The sequence below is a fragment of the Kribbella sp. NBC_01510 genome (assembly GCF_045040325.1).
In the GTDB taxonomy this organism is placed as follows: Bacteria; Actinomycetota; Actinomycetes; order Propionibacteriales; family Kribbellaceae; genus Kribbella.
This window is the reverse complement of record NZ_CP109418.1, coordinates 2,839,229-2,856,919: the sequence shown is the minus strand read 5'-3', so window position 1 is coordinate 2,856,919 and position 17,691 is coordinate 2,839,229. Positions and strand designations below refer to the sequence as shown.

The 17,691-nt window shown below is 68.5% G+C and carries 14 protein-coding genes; 8 read left to right on the top strand and 6 right to left on the bottom strand.

The window, feature by feature from the left end; translation table 11 throughout:
* The first annotated feature begins 9 nt into the window (after positions 1-9).
* Positions 10-1,554, top strand: coding sequence for a cellulose binding domain-containing protein (locus OG558_RS14255; protein WP_405070675.1), 1,545 nt, complete (start codon positions 10-12; stop codon positions 1,552-1,554).
* Between the two features lie 36 nt (positions 1,555-1,590).
* Here the strand turns inward: OG558_RS14255 and OG558_RS14250 are convergent, their stop codons facing one another.
* Complete coding sequence (locus tag OG558_RS14250; protein ID WP_405070674.1) at positions 1,591-2,346, bottom strand: hypothetical protein; 756 nt, start codon at positions 2,344-2,346, stop codon at positions 1,591-1,593.
* A gap of 88 nt (positions 2,347-2,434) precedes the next feature.
* On the bottom strand, positions 2,435-3,322 hold the full coding sequence (locus OG558_RS14245) for a LysR family transcriptional regulator (RefSeq protein WP_405070672.1): 888 nt from the start codon (positions 3,320-3,322) through the stop codon (positions 2,435-2,437).
* Between the two features lie 71 nt (positions 3,323-3,393).
* On the opposite strand from OG558_RS14245, the gene OG558_RS14240 reads away from it, so the two are divergent.
* Together OG558_RS14240 and OG558_RS14235 are read left to right on the top strand one after the other, a co-directional pair.
* Positions 3,394-4,602, top strand: coding sequence for an MFS transporter (locus OG558_RS14240; protein ID WP_405070671.1), 1,209 nt, complete (start codon positions 3,394-3,396; stop codon positions 4,600-4,602).
* A gap of 4 nt (positions 4,603-4,606) precedes the next feature.
* Positions 4,607-5,056: an aminoacyl-tRNA deacylase gene (locus OG558_RS14235; protein ID WP_405070670.1), complete on the top strand. Its 450-nt coding sequence runs from the start codon at positions 4,607-4,609 to the stop codon at positions 5,054-5,056.
* Here OG558_RS14235 and OG558_RS14230 read toward each other — a convergent pair.
* Positions 5,053-5,967 carry a helix-turn-helix domain-containing protein gene (locus tag OG558_RS14230; RefSeq protein WP_405070669.1) on the bottom strand — a complete coding sequence of 305 codons (915 nt, stop codon included), beginning with the start codon at positions 5,965-5,967 and terminating at the stop codon, positions 5,053-5,055. The two genes, OG558_RS14235 and OG558_RS14230, sit on opposite strands and share 4 nt — an antisense overlap.
* Before the next feature lies 1 nt (position 5,968).
* A complete protein-coding gene (locus OG558_RS14225; RefSeq protein WP_405070667.1) occupies positions 5,969-7,663 on the bottom strand; it encodes a chitinase in 1,695 nt (564 codons plus the stop codon).
* A gap of 413 nt (positions 7,664-8,076) precedes the next feature.
* Here OG558_RS14225 and OG558_RS14220 point away from each other — a divergent pair, with 413 nt between their 5' ends.
* Positions 8,077-8,895 carry an HAD family hydrolase gene (locus tag OG558_RS14220; RefSeq protein ID WP_405070666.1) on the top strand — a complete coding sequence of 273 codons (819 nt, stop codon included), beginning with the start codon at positions 8,077-8,079 and terminating at the stop codon, positions 8,893-8,895.
* Between the two features lie 300 nt (positions 8,896-9,195).
* Here OG558_RS14220 and OG558_RS14215 read toward each other — a convergent pair whose 3' ends face one another.
* Entirely contained in the window at positions 9,196-9,975 is a 780-nt protein-coding gene (locus OG558_RS14215; protein WP_405070665.1) for a Fic family protein, read from the bottom strand.
* A 24-nt stretch (positions 9,976-9,999) separates the two neighbouring features.
* Here OG558_RS14215 and OG558_RS14210 point away from each other — a divergent pair, with 24 nt between their 5' ends.
* From OG558_RS14210 to OG558_RS14195, 4 genes are all read left to right on the top strand, one after another.
* Positions 10,000-12,222 (top strand): CDP-glycerol glycerophosphotransferase family protein, encoded by a 2,223-nt coding sequence (locus OG558_RS14210; RefSeq protein ID WP_405070663.1) that lies wholly within the window; start codon positions 10,000-10,002, stop codon positions 12,220-12,222.
* Positions 12,223-12,340: 118 nt separating this feature from the next.
* Positions 12,341-14,035 carry an arginine--tRNA ligase gene (argS, locus tag OG558_RS14205; protein ID WP_405070662.1) on the top strand — a complete coding sequence of 565 codons (1,695 nt, stop codon included), beginning with the start codon at positions 12,341-12,343 and terminating at the stop codon, positions 14,033-14,035.
* Between the two features lie 17 nt (positions 14,036-14,052).
* A complete protein-coding gene (locus OG558_RS14200) occupies positions 14,053-15,081 on the top strand; it encodes an alpha/beta hydrolase-fold protein (RefSeq protein ID WP_405070661.1) in 1,029 nt (342 codons plus the stop codon).
* Between the two features lie 40 nt (positions 15,082-15,121).
* On the top strand, positions 15,122-16,090 hold the full coding sequence (locus tag OG558_RS14195) for a GNAT family N-acetyltransferase (RefSeq protein ID WP_405070660.1): 969 nt from the start codon (positions 15,122-15,124) through the stop codon (positions 16,088-16,090).
* Here OG558_RS14195 and OG558_RS14190 read toward each other — a convergent pair whose 3' ends face one another.
* The gene (locus tag OG558_RS14190) at positions 16,091-17,578 is read right to left on the bottom strand and encodes an MFS transporter (protein ID WP_405070659.1); all 1,488 of its coding nucleotides are present in this window, start codon (positions 17,576-17,578) and stop codon (positions 16,091-16,093) included.
* Between the last annotated feature and the right edge of the window lie 113 nt (positions 17,579-17,691).

Sequence of the window (17,691 nt, the reverse complement as noted above, 5' to 3'; positions counted from 1 at the left end):
CGGAGCATCATGAAACGCATCTCTCTGGCCATAGCGGCCATCACCGCAGTGGTTGTCGCACTGCTGACAGCACAGGCGGCGAACGCGGCAGGAGTCACCGCAGCCTTCACCAAAGTGTCGGACTGGGGCAGTGGCTTCGAAGGCAAGGTGACCGTCACCAACGGCACCACCAGCTCACTGAGCACCTGGTCCGTCGCACTGGACTTCCCGTCCGGTTACACCGTGAGCAGCGCGTGGGACGCCACCCACACGAGCAGCGGCCAGACCCACACCTTCACCCCGCCAAGCTGGGCTGGACCGCTCGCACCGGGCGCTTCGGTCAGCTTCGGGTTCAACGGCAGCCCGGGGAACTTCCCCGGCCTCGCTGCCTGCCGGCTCAACGGCGGCTCCTGCTCGGGCGGCGGTGGCGGGACAGTCCCCGGCGCACCGACAGGCCTCTCGGGTACGGCGTCCTCGAGCTCGGTGAGCCTCAGTTGGTCGGCGACGTCCGGCGCGACCAGCTACAGCGTCTACCGCAACGGCACGAAGGTCGGCAGCCCGACCGGTACGTCGTACACGGACTCCGGGCTCAGCGCGAACACGACGTACAGCTATCAGGTCAGCGCGTCCAACAGCGCCGGAGAGGGTCCGAAGAGCGGCAGCATCTCGGTCAAGACCACGACAGGTGGTGGCGGCAACACGGGCAGCGCGAAGGCAGCGCCGTACCTGTACATGGGCTGGGGAGACCCACCGAGCCCGACCACCGTGATGAACGCCACCGGCATCAAGTGGTTCACCATGGCCTTCATCCTGTCGTCCGGTGGCTGCAACCCGGCCTGGGACGGCTCGAGGCCGCTGCAGGGCAGTGCGGACGCGAACGCGATCGCGGCGATCCACGCGGCCGGCGGTGACGTCGTACCGTCGATCGGCGGCTGGCAGGGCAACAAGCTCGGCCCGAACTGCAGTACGCCGGAAGCACTCGCCGGCGCGTACCAGCAGGTGATCAGCGCCTACGGCCTGAAGGCGATCGACGTCGACATCGAGAACACCGACGAGTTCGAGAACGAGGCGGTCCAGGACCGGATCCTGAGCGCGCTGAAGATCGTCAAGCAGAACAACCCCGGCATCCAGACGATCCTCACCTTCGGCACCTCGACGACCGGCCCGAACTACTACGGCAACCGGCTGATCGAGCGGTCCGCGGCGCTCGGCGCGAACATCGACATCTTCACGCTGATGCCGTTCGACTTCGGCAGCTCGAACGTCTACAACGACACGGTCGGCGCGTCGCAGGGCCTGAACAACAAGCTCAGAGCGACCTTCGGCTGGAGCACCGCGGAGGCCTACGCCCACCAGGGCATCTCCGGGATGAACGGTCTGTCGGACCAGCAGGAGATGACCACGACGGCGACCTGGCAGAACATCACCAACTGGGCCAAGAGCAACGGGCTCGGCCGGCTGGCGTTCTGGTCGGTGAACCGCGACCGCGGCTGTGCCGGCGGCGGTGTGGTCTCCAACTGCAGCGGCATCGCGCAGCCCGACTGGGAGTTCACCCGCATCACGGCAGGGTTCTAACTGGTACGGCGCCGCACGGGAAACCGTGCGGCGCCATCAGCCGGCCTTGATCGCGTCGACGATGAGGCCGTTGCGGGCGTTCTGCCCGAGCGGCATCGAGGGGTGCAGGCCGTCGCGGAGATATCTGGCCAGGCGGTTCGGCTTGGCCGCCAGATGCTCGGCCCAGTGCACGATCCGGAGGTTCTCATACCGGCGCTGCGCTTCCGCGAGCTGCAGGTTGATCCAGGCGCTGTTGCGCTGGTCGGAGACCTGCACGCCGGGCCCGTGCGCCGTCCGGGCCGCCTGCACGTTGACCCAGTAGACCGTCCGCTCGTCGCCGACGATCTGCATCGTCCGGTCGACCTGAGCGGCGACCGCGGGCGGCGTGAAGATGTCGTTGGACCCGACCGACATCAGGATCCGGTGGGGCAGGCCATAGTCCTGCGCCCAGGTGTCCAGGGCGTCGACCGCCGGGGTCACCGGCCGGCCGGCCCAGTTGTGCACGGCGACGCTGATGCCGAGCTGGGACAACTGCCTGGCCAGCGGAGGCCCGTCCTGGACGCCGATGCTGTCGCCGAACATGAAGACGCCGTCGTTCTCCCGCGTCTTGCGGACCTGCGCCTCGCTCGAGATCGCGCGCGCCTGCCGCTCCCAGGCGCCGAGCACGCCCGACCCGTAGTTGCCCAGCGAGGTCAGTCCCGTCACCGACTCGGCCGACGCCGAAGCGGCCGCGACTGTCGACGCCGCGGCCGCCGTACCGGCCGCGAACAGCAGTCGCCGGCTCGGCCGGAACGAACTGAGACTCTTCCTCACGGAGGAAAGCGTGCGGTGGAAAGGCCTCTGACTGCAAGTCGACAGCGGGAAAATTGGACGAACGCTACGGAAGTCGCTGCCGGGGAAGTCAGGTGGACGTCACCGGCCGGGAGCGGACGAATGTCCGGAATCGCTCGGCCGCCGGGGTCAGCTGGGTCCGCAGCCGCCAAGCCATGCCGATCTCGCGACGAGCCTGGACACCGGCCAGCGGCACGGACACGGCTCCACTGTCATTCCCACGGACGGCCCCGGACGGCAGGACGGCCACCCCGAGGCCGGCACCGACCAGACTGTCGATCGTCGCCAGGTCGGTCGCTTCGAAGGCCAGCCGTGGCGTGAAGCCGGCCGCTCGGCACAGCTCCTCACTGATGCGGCGGAATCCGAACCCCGGCCGCAGCCCGATGAACGGCTCGTCCGCCGCCGCGGCCAGCTCCACCCGCCGCCGCGCCGCCAGCGGATGCCCCGGCGGGACGTGCAGGCACAGCCGCTGCTGCTCCAGCAGATGCCAGCCGAACACCTCCGGGTCCGGTCGCGGCGCGACGATGCCGATCTCGGCCTCACCGCTCTCCAGGTCCTGGACGATGTCGTGCGCCGGCTCCTGCCGCAGCGCGAACCCGACACTCGGCGCAACCTCGCGGAACGCCTTCAGCAGATCCGGCACCAGGCTGGTCGCGACCGAGTGCAGGAACCCCAGCCGGACCGTCCCCGACTCCGGATCGAGCAGCGCGTCGATCCGCTGCCGCGCAGCGTCGACCGCCGCCGTCCCGGCCTGGGCCGCTTCCAGCACGAGCCGCCCGTACGGATTCAGTCGCACGCCCCGGTGCTCGCGCTCGAACAACTGCACCCCGAAGGCGCTCTCGACCCGCCGGAGCGCGCGGGACAGATTCGGCTGACTCGTCCCGAGGGTCGCCGCCGCCTCGGTCAGGTGCTCGGTCTCCGCGAGTACGGCGAACCACCGCAGGTCCTCGACATGCATGCCGAAAGTGTATCGATTACTGCCGAGATCGACATTTCACGTATCGCACAAGCTGTGCGACCGTCGAGGACATGCACAAGTCCGCCGCCCTCGAGCCCGGGTACCTGCCCGGCGATCCGGAGTACCGCAGACTTTCCATCGCTCTCTTCGCGGCCGGATTGGCGACGTTCGCACTGCTCTACAGCACACAGCCGCTGCTCCCCGAGCTGGTCGACGCATTCCACGTCTCCCCCAGCCAGAGCGCCTTCACAGTGTCGCTCGCCACGCTCGGGCTCGGCATCGCACTCCTGATCGCCGGTCCGGCCTCCGAGGTGATCGGCCGCACCACACTGATGCGCTGGTCGGTCGCGGCGACTTCCGGCTTCGCCCTCCTCAGCGCAGTCGCCCCGACCTGGCGCACCCTGCTCCTGCTCCGCGGTCTGCAGGGCGTCGCGATGGCTGGGCTGCCTGCGGTCGCCATGGCGTATCTCCGGGAAGAAGTCCACACGGACAGCCATGCACGCGCCAGCGGCCTCTACATCGCCGGGACGGCGGTCGGCGGGATGGCGGGCCGCCTCATCGCTGGAGGCTTAGCGGATATCGCTGGGTGGCGATTCGCGGTCGGTGGCATCGCGATGGTCGGGGTCGTGTGCGCCGCACTGGTCTGGCTCCTGCTCCCCGCTTCGCGGAACTTCCGTCGAAGCTCCGGACGCGTGAGCATCTGGCCTGTACTGCGGGATCCGGCGTTGCTCGCGCTGTACGGCATCGCAGCGACCGCGGTCGGCGCATTCGTCGCCGTCTACAACGGAGCCGTGTTCCGGCTGTCCGGAGCGCCGTACCACCTGAGTGCCGGAGCGGCCGGGCTGGTCTTCTGCGTCTATCTGCTCGGGTCGGCCGGCTCTGCCACCGCGGGGTCGCTCGCGGACCGCTACGGGCGACGTGCGGTCGTACCGGTCGGCTGCCTGATCACGCTGGCCGGTGTGGCGGTCACTCTTGCCGCGCCGCTGCCGCTCATCGTGCTCGGTCTCGCACTGATGACCGCTGGCTTCTTCGCGGTCCATGGTGTGGCCAGCGGCTGGGTCCCCGCCCGGGCACACGCCAGCGGCGGAGGCACAGGCCAGGCGTCCAGCATGTACCTCTTCTCCTTCTACCTGGGCTCGTCTGTCTTCGGAGGTCTGGCAGGTACGGCGTGGAGCCGCGCAGGCTGGAGTGGAGTCGCCCTCGAGGCCGGAGTGCTGTTCCTGGCGACGCTGGTGCTCGCCGTACTGCTGAAGAACGTCCCCAGCAGGGTGCGAAACTGATCGGGTGACGAAAGCGACCGATGCAGCCGATCAGTTGGGTCTCAGCTACCAGGTGACCCGGCACGGCCGAGTGAACTCGCTGGAGGAGGCCGCGGCGGCCCGGGGCATCGAGCCGGCCAGGCTGATCAAGACGATCGTGGTCCGGTTGTCCGACGACGACTACCGGTTCGTGCTGGTCCCCGGTGACCGCGAGATCGCTTGGCCGAAGCTGCGGACGCTGCTGGGCGTCAACCGCATCTCGATGCCCGACAAGGACACCGCGTTCGACGTGACCGGCTATGTTCGCGGCACGATCACCCCGCTGGGCAGCACGCGTCCCTGGCCGGTGATCGCCGACGAGCGGATCACCGGCACGGTCTCGATCGGCGGCGGCGACCACGGCGTCGGCATCACGGTGGACGCCGAGGCGCTGGCCAAGGCGCTCAACGCCACCGTCGCCGATGTCACCGACTAGACGAGCAGGCCACGCTGCCCGGCTCGAAGCCCGGCTTGGAAGCGCGTGGTTGCGTCGAGGGTTTTGAGGATGCGTTGCATCCGGCGTTCTACGGTGCGTTGGGCCACGCCCAGGCGGCGGGCGATGGCTTGATCTGTCAGACCGGCTGCGGCCAGGGAGAGCAGTTGGCGATCGTCGGAGGTCAGGGGGCCTTCGCTGGTCGACGGGGTCAGCGGGGTTGCCTGCTGCCAGAGCAGGTCGAAGAGGCGCAACAGGGCGTCCAGCAGGCTCGAGGGGCCCAGTTCCACGACCACGTCGGGACCAGTGGGGAGTAGGCCGGTGCGGCGGTCCGCCACGAGCAGCTTCAGCGGTACGTCGCGAAGGATCCGGCACCCGGCCGACCTGGCAGCCACCAGGTCACCGGGCTCCGAGAGCGACGCCATGTCGTAGATGGTCCGGTACGACACCCCGTGCGCACGGGGTGGTTCGATCGGCACCACGGCGTACGGCGGCCGGTCCAGGACCAGCACCTCGTCCTGAGCGCACTGCTGTGCCTGGTAGAACCGCTGAGCGATCGCCTCGGCCCCTCGGACCACGGTGAAGGCATTGCGCCGGCGAAACTCGGAAGAGAGCACCGAAGCACCCAGTCGAGCCTCGACGATCGCGGCCTGCTTCCGCAGCGCCAGCAACTCGACAGCAGCCTCCGGCACGGCGGGCACGTAGCGAGCCGGGCGCACCGGCGTCCGCGCGGCCAGGCCGAGGGACAGCAGAGACCGCAGGTGCCGGCCGACGCGGGTGGCCGGCCAGCCGGTGTCCCGGACCAGATCAGTCGTCGTTGACTCCGGGCGGGCCAGAAGCGCCCGGTAGAGCTGCTCGTCCTCCGAGCAGACACCGAGCGCCTCCAGCACCGGAGCGGGGCGGTAACTGTGCATGTCAGGGCAGGGAGTGGACGTGGGCACCGACCTGGTTGGCGAACGCGCTGCCGTTCAACGCGTCCCAGTTGGTCGACCAGGTCATCGCACCGCGCAGCGACGGCCACGTGGTGCTCGGCTTGAAGTTGCCGCAGTTCGTGCCCTTGGTCAGGCAGTCCAGCGCGTTGTTGACGATCGTCGGTGAGACATAGCCGCTCCCGGCTGCCCGGGACGACACCGGCAGGCCGAGACCGACCTGGTCGGGCCGCAGCCCGCCCTGCAGCATGATGCAGGCCTGGGCGGTGATGAAGTCGACCGTGCCCTGGGAGTACACCTGTCCGTCGCAGCCGTTCATCGAGCCGGAGTTGTAGTACTGCACGTTGACCACGGTCAGGATGTCCTTGATCGCCAGCGCGAGCTTGAAGTACTCGAACGAGGTGCTTTGCATGTCGATCGTCTGCGGCGCCATGGCGATGATCAGCCCGCTGCCGAACTGGCTCTGCAAGCTGCGCAGCGCCTGACCCAGGTACTGCGCGTTGACACCGTTCTCGAGGTCGATGTCGATCCCGTCGAAGCCGTACTCGCGCAGCACCGAGAGCGCACTGCTCGCGAAGTTGGCCGCGGCGGTGGGGTCGGCGACCGAGATGGTGCCGTTCTGGCCGCCCACCGACAGGATGACCTTCTTCCCGGCCGTGTGCTTCGCCGCGATGTCGGCCTTGAACTGGGCGACGGTGTAGCCACCCAGCCCGGCACTGTCCAGGGTGAAGGTGATGCCACCGGGCCGCGACAAGTCGGCGTCGGCGAAGGCCACCGCGATCAGGTCGTACGCCGACTGCACATCGGAGATGCGCTGCACGGTCGCACCGTTGTTGAAGTTCTGCCAGTACCCGGTGAGGACGTGTGTCGGCAGGTTGCCGGCTGGCGGCGGGTCGGTGGGACCGCTGGAGGTGATGCCGGACACGGTCGCGCCGTACGGCGAGCAGTTGCCGCTCGGGTCACACGCCCGCACCTTGAAGGAGTACGTCGTACTCGGGCTCAGCCCGGTCGCGGTCCAGTTGGTCACGTTGCCGACGCTCTGCGCGGCGCTCGTGCCCCGGACGACGTCGTAGTGGTCGATGCCGTTGGCGTCGGACGCGGCGGACCAGTTGAGCTGCAGCGAGCTCGAGGTCGGGCTGCCGACGGTCAGTCCACCCGGAGTCGACGGCGGCGTGGTGTCCGCAGTCCCACCCGGTCCATCCAGTACGACGTCATCCGCCTGGTACGGCGGGAGCCCGTACCAGCCATGCAGATAGATGGTGACCGACGTCGCCGACGCACTCGTGGTGAACGGGACGGTCAGCTGGCTCCAGGTGGAGCTGGTGGTCCAGGTGCTGGCCCCACCGTCGACCCCCAGGTACACGTTCGACCCTTTGACCCAGGCAGACAGCGTGTACGCCGTATTGGGTCGGACCGCTATCGACTGGGTGCAGCGCGCAATGTCGTTCGAGCTCGGACTGGACTGGAGCGCGTAGGAGCCCGAGTGCGGGCTGGAGGTGGTGACGCTGCCGGCCGGACAGGACCATCCGGACAGGCTGCCGGACTCGAAGCCGGCGTTGGTGACGAGGTTGGTGGCGGCGGACCCGGTCGAAGGGACCAGGAGCAGGCCCAGGAGGGCCAGAGCAAGCGCGAGCAGGCCGGTGATGATCGCTGCCTGGGGGCGGTGTGCAGGCGGGTTCATGGCTTACAAGCTGTGACCGCGCAACTACATTGTCAAGACCCTGCATAAAGTGAACGCGCTCTCACGCGCGAAAAAGCTGAGAACTGTACAGGTCTTTACACGGGGAACCCGGAGGAGGAAAGGCGACGGCCCCCGGCGGGGGGGTGACCGGGGGCCGTCTTCGGCCACGGGCTCGGGGGGAGGAGCCGGGGGCCGTTCAGGAGGCGACAGTCTGCCACTGTCAGGGGGTATGTACCCCCCAAAACCAGATCTCACACATCTCGATTCGATTGCGAACCAGACCCGTGTCGTCCAAGCGTCAGACCCGCCGGTCAGGCGGTTCCAACCAGTGTCACTGTCACACTGCGAACTAGTCTAACGGGATACCGGCCGACACAAAAGCCCGGGTCTCTCGGCGTTTCGCCCGGCTGCCTATGCTCGACCTCATGGAGCCCTCCAGCCCGCCCCGATCGGCCGCTTTCTTCGATCTGGACAAGACCATAATCGCCCGCTCCAGCACCCTCGCGTTCTCCCGGCCGTTCTACGCCGGCGGGCTGATCAACCGCCGGACGGTGCTCCGCAGCGCGTACGCGCAGTTCGTCTACCTGCTCGGTGGCGCCGACCACGACCAGATGGAGCGGATGCGCGAGTACATCTCCGCGATGTGCACCGGCTGGGACGTCCGGACCGTGCAGGCGATCGTCGCCGACACCCTGCACCACATCGTCACCCCGATGATCCACGACGAGGCGGTGGAGCTGATCGAGCAGCACCACGCGGCCGGCCGGGACGTGGTGATCGTGTCCTCGTCGGGCGCCGAGGTGGTCGAGCCGATCGGCGCGATGCTGGGCGCCGACAAGGTGATCGCCACCCGGATGGTCGTTGCCGACGGCAAATACACGGGTGAGATCGCCGAGTACGCGTACGGTCCGCACAAGGCGACCGCGATCCGCGCGCTGGCCGCGGCCGAGGGCTACGACCTCGCAACCTCCTACGGTTACTCGGATTCCGTCACCGACGAGCCGATGCTGGCCGCGGTCGGTCACCCGTACGTGGTCAATCCGGACAAGGCGCTGCGCCGGCTGGCCGTCGCGCGGGACTGGCCGGTGCTCGACTTCAGCAAGCCGGTCGGCCTGGCCGAACGGTCCCGTTTCCGGGACGTACGGCGCCCCGCCGCAGCCACCGCGGTCGCCGGACTGGCGGCCTTCGCGCTGTTCCTGGCCGCCCGCCGACGCAGCCGCCGGGGGCTCTGAAACTACCCTCCGCCGGAGCCGTCGAGAGGCCCGAAAGCTGAAGGATGCTTCATTGTTCTCAACTCCATGAAGGCCACGCATCCCCTTCACAGGAAGGGTTTTCAGGAGTACAAAGGAAGCACAAAGGATCTTCGGATCCGGTAGAGATTGCACGGCAGTCAGGCACCCACGCGGCGACCAGCCCATCCCAAACGGGCAGCTCGACCCAGGCTTGATCCTGGGCGGCAAAACAGGTGCACGCATGGTAACCAGAATGACGTGCCAGCGGCGGCGTTCTCATCAGAGGACGCCGTTCGCACGTCAGGCCCTGGTCCCCAGCGGCGAGCGCTCGGCACCGAGTGACACGACCTCGCACGACCGCAGCAACCAATCACGAACCCCGGTCAGTCCTCGCGCTGCGTAGTCATCGAGGCCCGATCCATAGGTCGCCGCCAACTCCCAGTGACCGGCCTCCGGCACCGTAACCGCCACCGGATCGATGCCCCTGGCAACTAACAGGCAGCGTTCGGCGGCCCGGGCAACGAGTCCGTTCGCGGTCGGGAAGGGGCGCAGGACGGCCAGTTCGGCGTGCACGATAGCTGCGACGACCAGGCCGGGCGCCTTGGTCGGCCGGGTCAGGTTCTGCGCCAGCGCGCTCAGCCGCTCCCACATCTCGTCCGCCGGCGGCGCCGGCAGCAGACCCGGGATGTCGTCCGGCACCGGCTCCTGAGTGGTCCGCAGATGGCCCAGTTCCTGTTCCGGGCCCAGGTCGGCCGCGGCCAACTGGTGCAGTCTGGTCCAGACCTGCACCGGTGCGGTGTCCACGCGCGGCGCGAGCGCCATCAGCTCGCCGGTCATCCGGACCGCGCCGGAGGACAGTCCGTCGCCGGTACCCCGGCGTACGTCGTCCAGCGTCGCCGTGCTGCCGGCCAGCGCGGCGGACGCGTGCGCGCCGAGCAGCAGCGCCTCGGCAGTCATGTCCGAGCCGACCTTGCGCAGCCCGCGGTCCCGGAGCAGTACGTCGACCGCGTCCCGCGCCGCCCGGGCCGCCGACCCGACCCCCTCCAGACCGGCCAACGGCTCGAACACGTCTGCACTCATAGCTGCACCTTAAGATGACGTGGCATGGCGCTCGGCATCGTCCCCAAGTTCAGCATCGTGGTTCCGTGTCATGGGTCGCGGGCCTGGCTGCGGCCGTGCCTGGACTCGGTGCTGAGCCAGTCGTTCACCGACTTCGAGGTGATCGGGGTGGACGATGCCGACCTGGGCGGCTCCGGGCGGATCCTGGACGAGTACGCCGCCGCCGACCCGCGGGTGCGGGTGCTGCACCTGGACGAGAACGTCGGCCTCGGCTCGACCCGGAACGCCGGGCTGAAGGAGTGCCGCGGCGAGTACGTGCTGTTCCTGGACGCCGACGACCTCTACCTGCCGGGCTCGCTGGAGGCGATCGCCGGCCGGATCGACGCGACCGGGCAGCCGGACATCGTGCTGTTCGACTACGAGCGGGTCTTCTGGGACGGCCGGGTGGTCCGCAACCAGCGGCACGACGCGTTCGCCCGGGAGGGCGCGGGGGTGTTCACCGCGGCCGAGCGGCCGATCTTCCTGACGTTCCTCGAAGTGGTCTGGAACAAGGCCTGCCGGCGGGACTTCCTCAGCCGGCACGGGTTCGCGTTCACGGCCGGCTTCTACGAGGACGCGCCCTGGACCTACTCGACCATGCTGACCGCCGAGCGGATCGCCACCCTGGACCGGGTCGTCGTGCACTACCGGCAGCACCGGACCGGCGGCAACATCCACGCCACCAGCGGCCGCAAGCAGTGGGACATCTTCGACCAGTACGACCAGGTGCACGCGTTCATCCAGTCCGATCCGGAGCTGGCCGGGTGGCGCCGGTTCGCGTTCGACCGGTCGCTCGACCACATCCTCGCCGTACTGGCGAAGCCGGAGCGGATCGATCAGGACGACCGGGCCGACTTCTTCCACGCGGCGCACGCGTTCGCGAAGCGCTGGAAGCCAGATGGGTACACGACTGACCGGACCGGGCGCGGGTTCAAGCGCTGGCTGCTGATCCACGACGACTATGCGACCTACTCGACGCTCAAGCTGAGCGCGAAGGTGTTGCACGTCTCGAGTCCGCGCAAGACGGTCGGCAAGCTGCGGCGGCGCGGCAAACTCGACCCGAACCTGGCGGCCTACACGGCGTACTGGTTCAAGCAGTTCGCGTGCAACCCGCGGGCGATCTACGAGAAGGCCGCCGAACTGGCGCCGCACCTGCGTGGGGTGTGGGTTGTCGACGCCGACCACCTGAGCGCCATCCCGGAGGGTGTCGAGTACGTCGTCGCCGGCTCACCGGCGTACCAGAAGCTGCTGGACCGGGCGACGTACTTCGTCAGCAACATGAACTGGCCCAAGGAGCTGGAGAAACGCGAGGGCCAGATCCACCTGCAGACCCAGCACGGTACGCCGCTCAAGACGATGGGGACCGATCTCCGGTTCTTCCCGGCGGCCGCGAAGGACCTGGATCTTGAGGAGTTGATGCGCCAGGTCGACCGGTGGGACTTCAACCTGTCCTCGAACCGGTACTCCTCGGAGATCTGGGAGCGGACCTACCCGGCGTACTTCGAGGAGCTCGAGTACGGCTACCCGCGGAACGACCGGCTGCTCACCGCGACCGTCGACGACGTCCGCGCGATCCGGGCCGGGTTCGGGTTCGACGACTCGCAGCTGGTCGTGCTCTACGCGCCGACGTTCCGCGACGGCGTCGACTCGATCCGGACGCCCAGCGGCCTGGTCGACCTCGGTGGGGACGGGATCCACCTGGACCTGGACCAGTTGGCGAGCGCGGCCGGTGAGCACGGCCGGGTGCTGGTGCGGACGCACTACTCGTTGTCCAAGGCACCGGATGTGCACTCCGGCAAGGTGATCGACGTGTCCGAGCACCCGCGCGTCGAGGACCTGATGCTGGCGGCGGACGTGCTGATCTCGGACTACTCGTCGATCACCTTCGACTACGCGAACCTGGACCGCCCGATCGTGCTGCTGGTCGACGACAAGGGCTTCTACGACGGGCGCCGGGGGACGTACTTCGACATCACCGAGTTCCCGCCCGGGCTGATCGCGCGGTCGGCCGAGGAGTTGCACGCCGCCTTCCGGACCGGCGCGTTCGCCTCGCCGGAGGCGGCCAAACACCGCCATCTGTACCGGGAGAAGTTCTGCGAATACGACGACGGCCGGGCGGCCGAACGAGTAGTACGACGCGTCTTCCTCGGCGAGACCGACGTACCGGCGATCGTGCCGCTCGCAGATCGCAAGGCGGCACCCTCGCCGCACTTCATGCATAATGGCTGACATGTCGATCAGCCTGGAGTTCGCCCACGCCCTGCGCGTGCGCTCCAGCCTGCGACGACGACGCACTGTCTGAACACCCCAGCCTGTTCCAGTCGCGTCTCCCTTGAAGGACTTCATCATGTCCGCTGTTCTGCCTGTCCTGGCCGCCAGGCTGTCCGCCGCCGCCGCGGCCGCCTTCGGTTCGTCGTACGCCGACCTCGATCCCGAACTGCGGTCGGCGACGAAACCCGAGTTCGGCCACTACCAGAGCAATCTCGCGCTGCGGCTCGGCAATCTGCTGAGCCTGCCGCCGCGGGAAGTCGCGGCACGCCTGGTCGCAGCCCTCGACCTCGCCGACCTGTGCGAGACCCCGTCGATCGCCGGCCCCGGTTTCATCAACCTGACCTTGCTCCCCTCGACCCTCGCGACCGCGGTCAACCAGCCGACCACCTTTGGGCCGAGGAACCAGCGGGTTGTCGTCGACTACTCCCAGCCGAACGTCGCCAAACAGATGCACGTCGGCCACCTGCGGTCCACGGTGATCGGCGACGCGCTCTGCAACGTGCTGCGGTACGTCGGGTACGACGTCATCCGGCAGAACCACGTCGGCGACTGGGGCACGCAGTACGGAATGATGATCGAGCAGTTGCTCGAGGAAGGTCTCGACGCGGAATCCCTTGATCTGCGGGGATTGCAGCTGCTCTACGAGCGGAGCCGGAAGCACTTCGATGTCGATGGCACCTTCGCCGACCTGTCCCGGAGACGGGTGGTGCTGCTGCAGTCCGGTGATCCGGAGGCGCGGGCGATCTGGCAGTGGATGGTCGACGTGTCGCTGGACGACTTCGAGCAGGTCTACGCGCTCCTCGGCTCCAATCTCCAGCGGGCGGATGTGGTCGGCGAGAGTGCGTACAACGATGACCTGCCGACGATCGTCGACGAGCTGACCGAAGCCGGCCTGCTGACCGAATCCGACGGCGCGCTGTGCGCGTTCCTGCCGGGCTTCGTCGGGCGGGACAACCAGCCACTGCCGGTGATCGTGCGGAAGTCCGACGGCGGCTTCGGCTACAGCGCGACCGACCTCGCCGCCATCCGGCACCGGGTGAACACCCTGCACGCAGATCGGATCGTGTACGTCGTCGACCACCGGCAAGCCCTGCACTTCGACCAGATCTTCACGCTCGCCCGGACCGCCGGTTGGTTGCCGCCGGCAATTCCAGCCGAACACGTGTCCTTCGGCACCGTGCTCGGACCGGACGGAAAGCCCTTCAAGACAAGGGCCGGTGGCACGGTGAAGCTGACCGCGCTGCTCGATGACGCCGTCGAACGGGCGGATGCACTGCTCGAGGGCAGAGCGGGCATCGATCGGCCGGCTACCGCGCGAGCGGTCGGGATCGGTGCCGTCAAGTACGCCGACCTGTCCAGCGACCGGGGCAACGACTACGTGTTCGACCTGGACCGGATGGTCGCCATGACCGGCAACACCGGCCCGTACCTGCAGTACGCCCATGCCAGGCTGACCCGGCTCCTCACGAAGGCCGGCTCCGAAGGCGGTGAGGTGGTCGAGCTCAAGGACCCGGCCGAGGAGCGGCTGGCCTTGTTGCTGACCGGCTTCGCGAGCACGGTCGCCCAGGTCGCCGACACCCTGCAGCCGCATCGGCTGTGCACTTATCTCTACGAGGTCGCGTCCGCACTGTCCGTCTTCTACGAGCGGTGTCCGGTCCTGACCAGTGACGGCCAGACCCGGGCGAGCCGGATAGCCCTCTGCACGGCGACGCGGAAGGTGTTGCAGGATGGACTCGGCCTGCTCGGGATCGAGGCCCCTGACGCGATGTGACACTTCGGAGGTTGCCCATGTTGCCGTGGTCCGCTGAGCTCGCCGGGCGGTTGGAGCAGACGACGTACGAGAGCGAGTTGCTCCGCGGGAATCCGCTGGGTGATCCGCACGAGCGGCCGGTGCTGGTCTACCTGCCGCCGGGGTACGACGAGTCGGACCAGCGCTACCCCACGATCTACGTGACGATGGGGTACACCGGTCACGTCGGGATGTGGTTCAACCGGGTGCCGTTCCGGCAGCCGTATCCGGAGTTGCTGGACGCGATGTTCGCGAAAGCGGATGCGCCGCCGGGAATCGTCGTGTTCGTCGACTCGTGGACGAAGTACGGCGGCAGCCAGTGCCTCGACTCACCCGGCACCGGGCAGTACCACTCGTACCTGTGCGAGGAGATCGTCCCCTGGGTGGATGCGACGTACCGGACCATCGCGGACCGCGATCACCGCGCCGTCACCGGCAAGTCCAGCGGCGGCTACACGGCCATGGTGACGCCCCTGCTGCGGCCGGACGTGTTCGGCGCGCTCGCGACGCACGCCGGCGACGCGGCCTTCGACCTGTGCTACCGGCCGGAGTTCCCGGTGCGCGCCCGGACGCTGCGGGACAAGTACGACGGCAGCTACGACAAGTACTTCGAGGAGCTCGCGACCCGGGCCGGCCGAACCACGAACGAGGATCTGCACCTGCTCGAGATGTACGGGTACGCCTCGGCGTATTCGGCCGAACCGGACGGCACGGTGCTGCTGCCCTTCGACGATCTCGGCGCGGTCATCCCGGAGATCTGGGAGCGCTGGCTGTCCCGCGACCCGGTCGAGATGGTCAGCCAGCCGCAGTACGCCGATGCGCTGCGCTCACTGAAGGCCGTGTGGATCGACGCGGGCCGGCAGGACGAGTACTACCTGGACCTCGGCGCCACCGCGTTCCACCGGGCCGCCCAGAAGGCAGGTCTGCCGGACGAACGAGTGCACTTCGAGCTCTTCGAGGGCACCCACGGTGGCATCGAGTACCGCTACCCGCTCGCGGTCCGCTGGTTGTGCGAGCAGATGCGGTAATTCGGATGCCCCGAGCCCACCCGGGCCGTACCTTCGAGCCATGAGCTGGCCGGAGGGGATCGTCGCGCGCCCGATCGACAAGGGTGATGCCGAGGCGTGGGCGGACTTGCTGGCCGCCAGGGAGAAGGTCGATCAGGAGGGCGAGATCTACGGCGCCGAAGACCTGATCGAAGAGCTGCAGGACCCACGCCTGGACGCGGCCCACGACACCATCGGTCTGTGGGACGACGGCCAGATGGTCGGGTATGGGATGGTGCGTATCTCCGAGACCGTGGTGGACGTCGACCGGGTGCACACCGAGGGCACCATTCATCCGGAGTGGCGCCGACGTGGCCTCGGCACGACGCTGGTGCGCTGGCTGATCCACCGAGCCGGTGAGCTGCACGCGGCGAAGCACCCGGACGCGGTCGGAGAGGTCAGCAACGGCACCATCAGCACGAACACCGGCGCCAACCAGTTGCTGCGGAGCTTCGGCTTCGAGGAGGCTCGGTACTTCATCGACATGAAGCGCTCGCTGGACCAGCCGGTCCCCGACGCTGCGCCCGCGGACGGATTCCGCCTCCAGGTGTACGGTCCCGAGCTCGACGAGGCGCTGCGGCTGACCCACAACGAGGTGTTCCTCGACCACTGGGGCTTTACGCCACGGAGCGTGGAGAGCTGGAAGGCGAGGCACGCCGGATCCCGGTCGTTCCGCGGCGGATCGTCGTACCTCGTCCTGGAGGGGGAGACGATCGCGGCGTATGTGCTCTGCTACGAGTGGGACGCCGACACCGCGCTGACCGGGATCCGGGAGCTCTACATCGGCCAGGTCGGCACCCGGCGCCAGTACCGCGGCCGCGGGCTGGCCCGGGCCGCCCTGGCGAAGGTCCTCACCGAGGCCGCACAGGCCGGCTACCAGCGGGCCGGTCTCGGCGTCGATGCCGACAACCCCACCGGTGCGCTCGGCCTGTACGAAAGCCTCGGCTTCACGGTTCACAGCAAGTGGATCACCTACCGCTTGCCGCTCTGATCAGACGTGTGAGTCGGCCACCACGGGCTCGGTGGTCGCCTCGACCGGCTCGGCCTTGCCGCGGAACCAGGTCCACGGGCGGACGCTGACCACGATCATGGTCAGGCTCAGTACGGCGTACACGAGGGAGCCGATGAAGGCGGCGTGGACGCCGTCGACCAGGACCTCGCGCGGGACCCTCGAGGTCGAGTTGCGGCTCGCCGTGCCGAAGATGGTGACCAGGATGCCGAGGCCTAGTGCGCCACCGACCTGCTGGACCACGTTCAGCATGCCGGATGCGGCGCCCGAGTCCTCCGGCGCGACGCCGGAGATGGCCCGGCCGACCAGCGGGATGAAGATCATCCCGGCACCCGCTCCGAACAGCAGCAGCGGTCCGACCACATCGGCCAGATAGGTGCTCTGCGCGTCCAGTCGCGTCAGCCAGACCGTGCCGAGCGCGACCAGCGTCGATCCGGTCAGCATCAACTTGGCGCCGTCGATCCGGGCGACCAGCTTCGGTACGACGCGCGACGCGGTGAACAACAGACCGGTCAGCGGCAGGAAGGCCAGACCGGCCGCCAGCGGGCTGAGCTCGAGCACACCCTGCAGGTACTGCGTCAGGAAGAAGAACATCCCGAACATCGTCCCGACCACCAGCAGCATGGTCAGGTACGCCGTCGACCGGCTGGCGGACCGGAACAGCCGCAGCGGCACGATCGGGTGGCTGACCCGGCGCTCGATCAGCACGAACGAGACCAGCAGGATCACACCGGCCGCGAACGCGGCCAGCACCTCGGGGGACGTCCAGCCGGCGTCGGCGACCCGGATGAAGCCGTACACCAGCGAGGTGATGCCGAGCGTCGAGGTGAGCGCGCCGGCCACGTCGAACCGGCCGGTCTCCGGCTCGGTCTCGGTCAGCACCCGCCGGGCCGCGAAGACCAGGCCGATACCGATCGGGACGTTGACGAACAGGCCCCAGCGCCAGGACGCCCAGTCCGTCAGCATGCCCCCGAGCACCAGGCCGACACTGCCGCCGCCGGACGACACCAGGCTGTAGTAGCCGAGTGCCTTCATCCGCTCCGGGCCTTCCCGGTAGGTGAGCATGAGCAGGGTCAGGGCCGCCGGCGCCGCGATGGCACCGCCGATGCCCTGCAGGACGCGGGCGGCGAGCAGCAGCTCCGCGTTCGGCGCGAGACCGCCGAGCAGCGAGGCGAGAGTGAAGATGCTGACGCCGGTGACGAACACCCGGCGGCGACCGAGCAGGTCCCCTGCGCGGGCGCCGAGCAGGAGCAGACCGCCGAACGCGAGGGCGTAGGCGTTCTGCACCCACGACAGGCTGGACGGGCTGAAGTGGAGGGCGTGCTGGATATGCGGCATCGCGATGTTCACCACGGTGCCGTCGAGGATCACCATCAACTGGGTGATCAGGATGACTGAGAGAACGACCCCGGGCCGCCGGGCAGGCGTGCCTGAGGCGGCGCCGGCCGGCGCCGCGGCTGTTGCCGACATATTGCTCCTTACCCCGAAGGGGCTACAGTTGGGAGGGAAAAGCGGAGCGCTCCTCCGGATACGATACGGAGGCACCCTCCGCTTTAGCAAGCGATATTCTGCGTGAACTTTGA

Bases quoted from the DNA above. Each gene is read 5' to 3' on its own strand.
- OG558_RS14190 (WP_405070659.1), bottom strand. From the start codon at position 17,578: ATGTCGGCAACAGCCGCGGCGCCGGCCGGCGCCGCCTCAGGCACGCCT.
- OG558_RS14195 (WP_405070660.1), top strand. From the start codon at position 15,122: ATGAGCTGGCCGGAGGGGATCGTCGCGCGCCCGATCGACAAGGGTGAT.
- OG558_RS14255 (WP_405070675.1), top strand. From the start codon at position 10: ATGAAACGCATCTCTCTGGCCATAGCGGCCATCACCGCAGTGGTTGTC.
- OG558_RS14200 (WP_405070661.1), top strand. From the start codon at position 14,053: ATGTTGCCGTGGTCCGCTGAGCTCGCCGGGCGGTTGGAGCAGACGACG.
- OG558_RS14240 (WP_405070671.1), top strand. From the start codon at position 3,394: ATGCACAAGTCCGCCGCCCTCGAGCCCGGGTACCTGCCCGGCGATCCG.
- OG558_RS14230 (WP_405070669.1), bottom strand. From the start codon at position 5,967: ATGCACAGTTACCGCCCCGCTCCGGTGCTGGAGGCGCTCGGTGTCTGC.
- OG558_RS14210 (WP_405070663.1), top strand. From the start codon at position 10,000: ATGGCGCTCGGCATCGTCCCCAAGTTCAGCATCGTGGTTCCGTGTCAT.
- OG558_RS14225 (WP_405070667.1), bottom strand. From the start codon at position 7,663: ATGAACCCGCCTGCACACCGCCCCCAGGCAGCGATCATCACCGGCCTG.
- argS (WP_405070662.1), top strand. From the start codon at position 12,341: ATGTCCGCTGTTCTGCCTGTCCTGGCCGCCAGGCTGTCCGCCGCCGCC.
- OG558_RS14220 (WP_405070666.1), top strand. From the start codon at position 8,077: ATGCTCGACCTCATGGAGCCCTCCAGCCCGCCCCGATCGGCCGCTTTC.
- OG558_RS14215 (WP_405070665.1), bottom strand. From the start codon at position 9,975: ATGAGTGCAGACGTGTTCGAGCCGTTGGCCGGTCTGGAGGGGGTCGGG.
- OG558_RS14245 (WP_405070672.1), bottom strand. From the start codon at position 3,322: ATGCATGTCGAGGACCTGCGGTGGTTCGCCGTACTCGCGGAGACCGAG.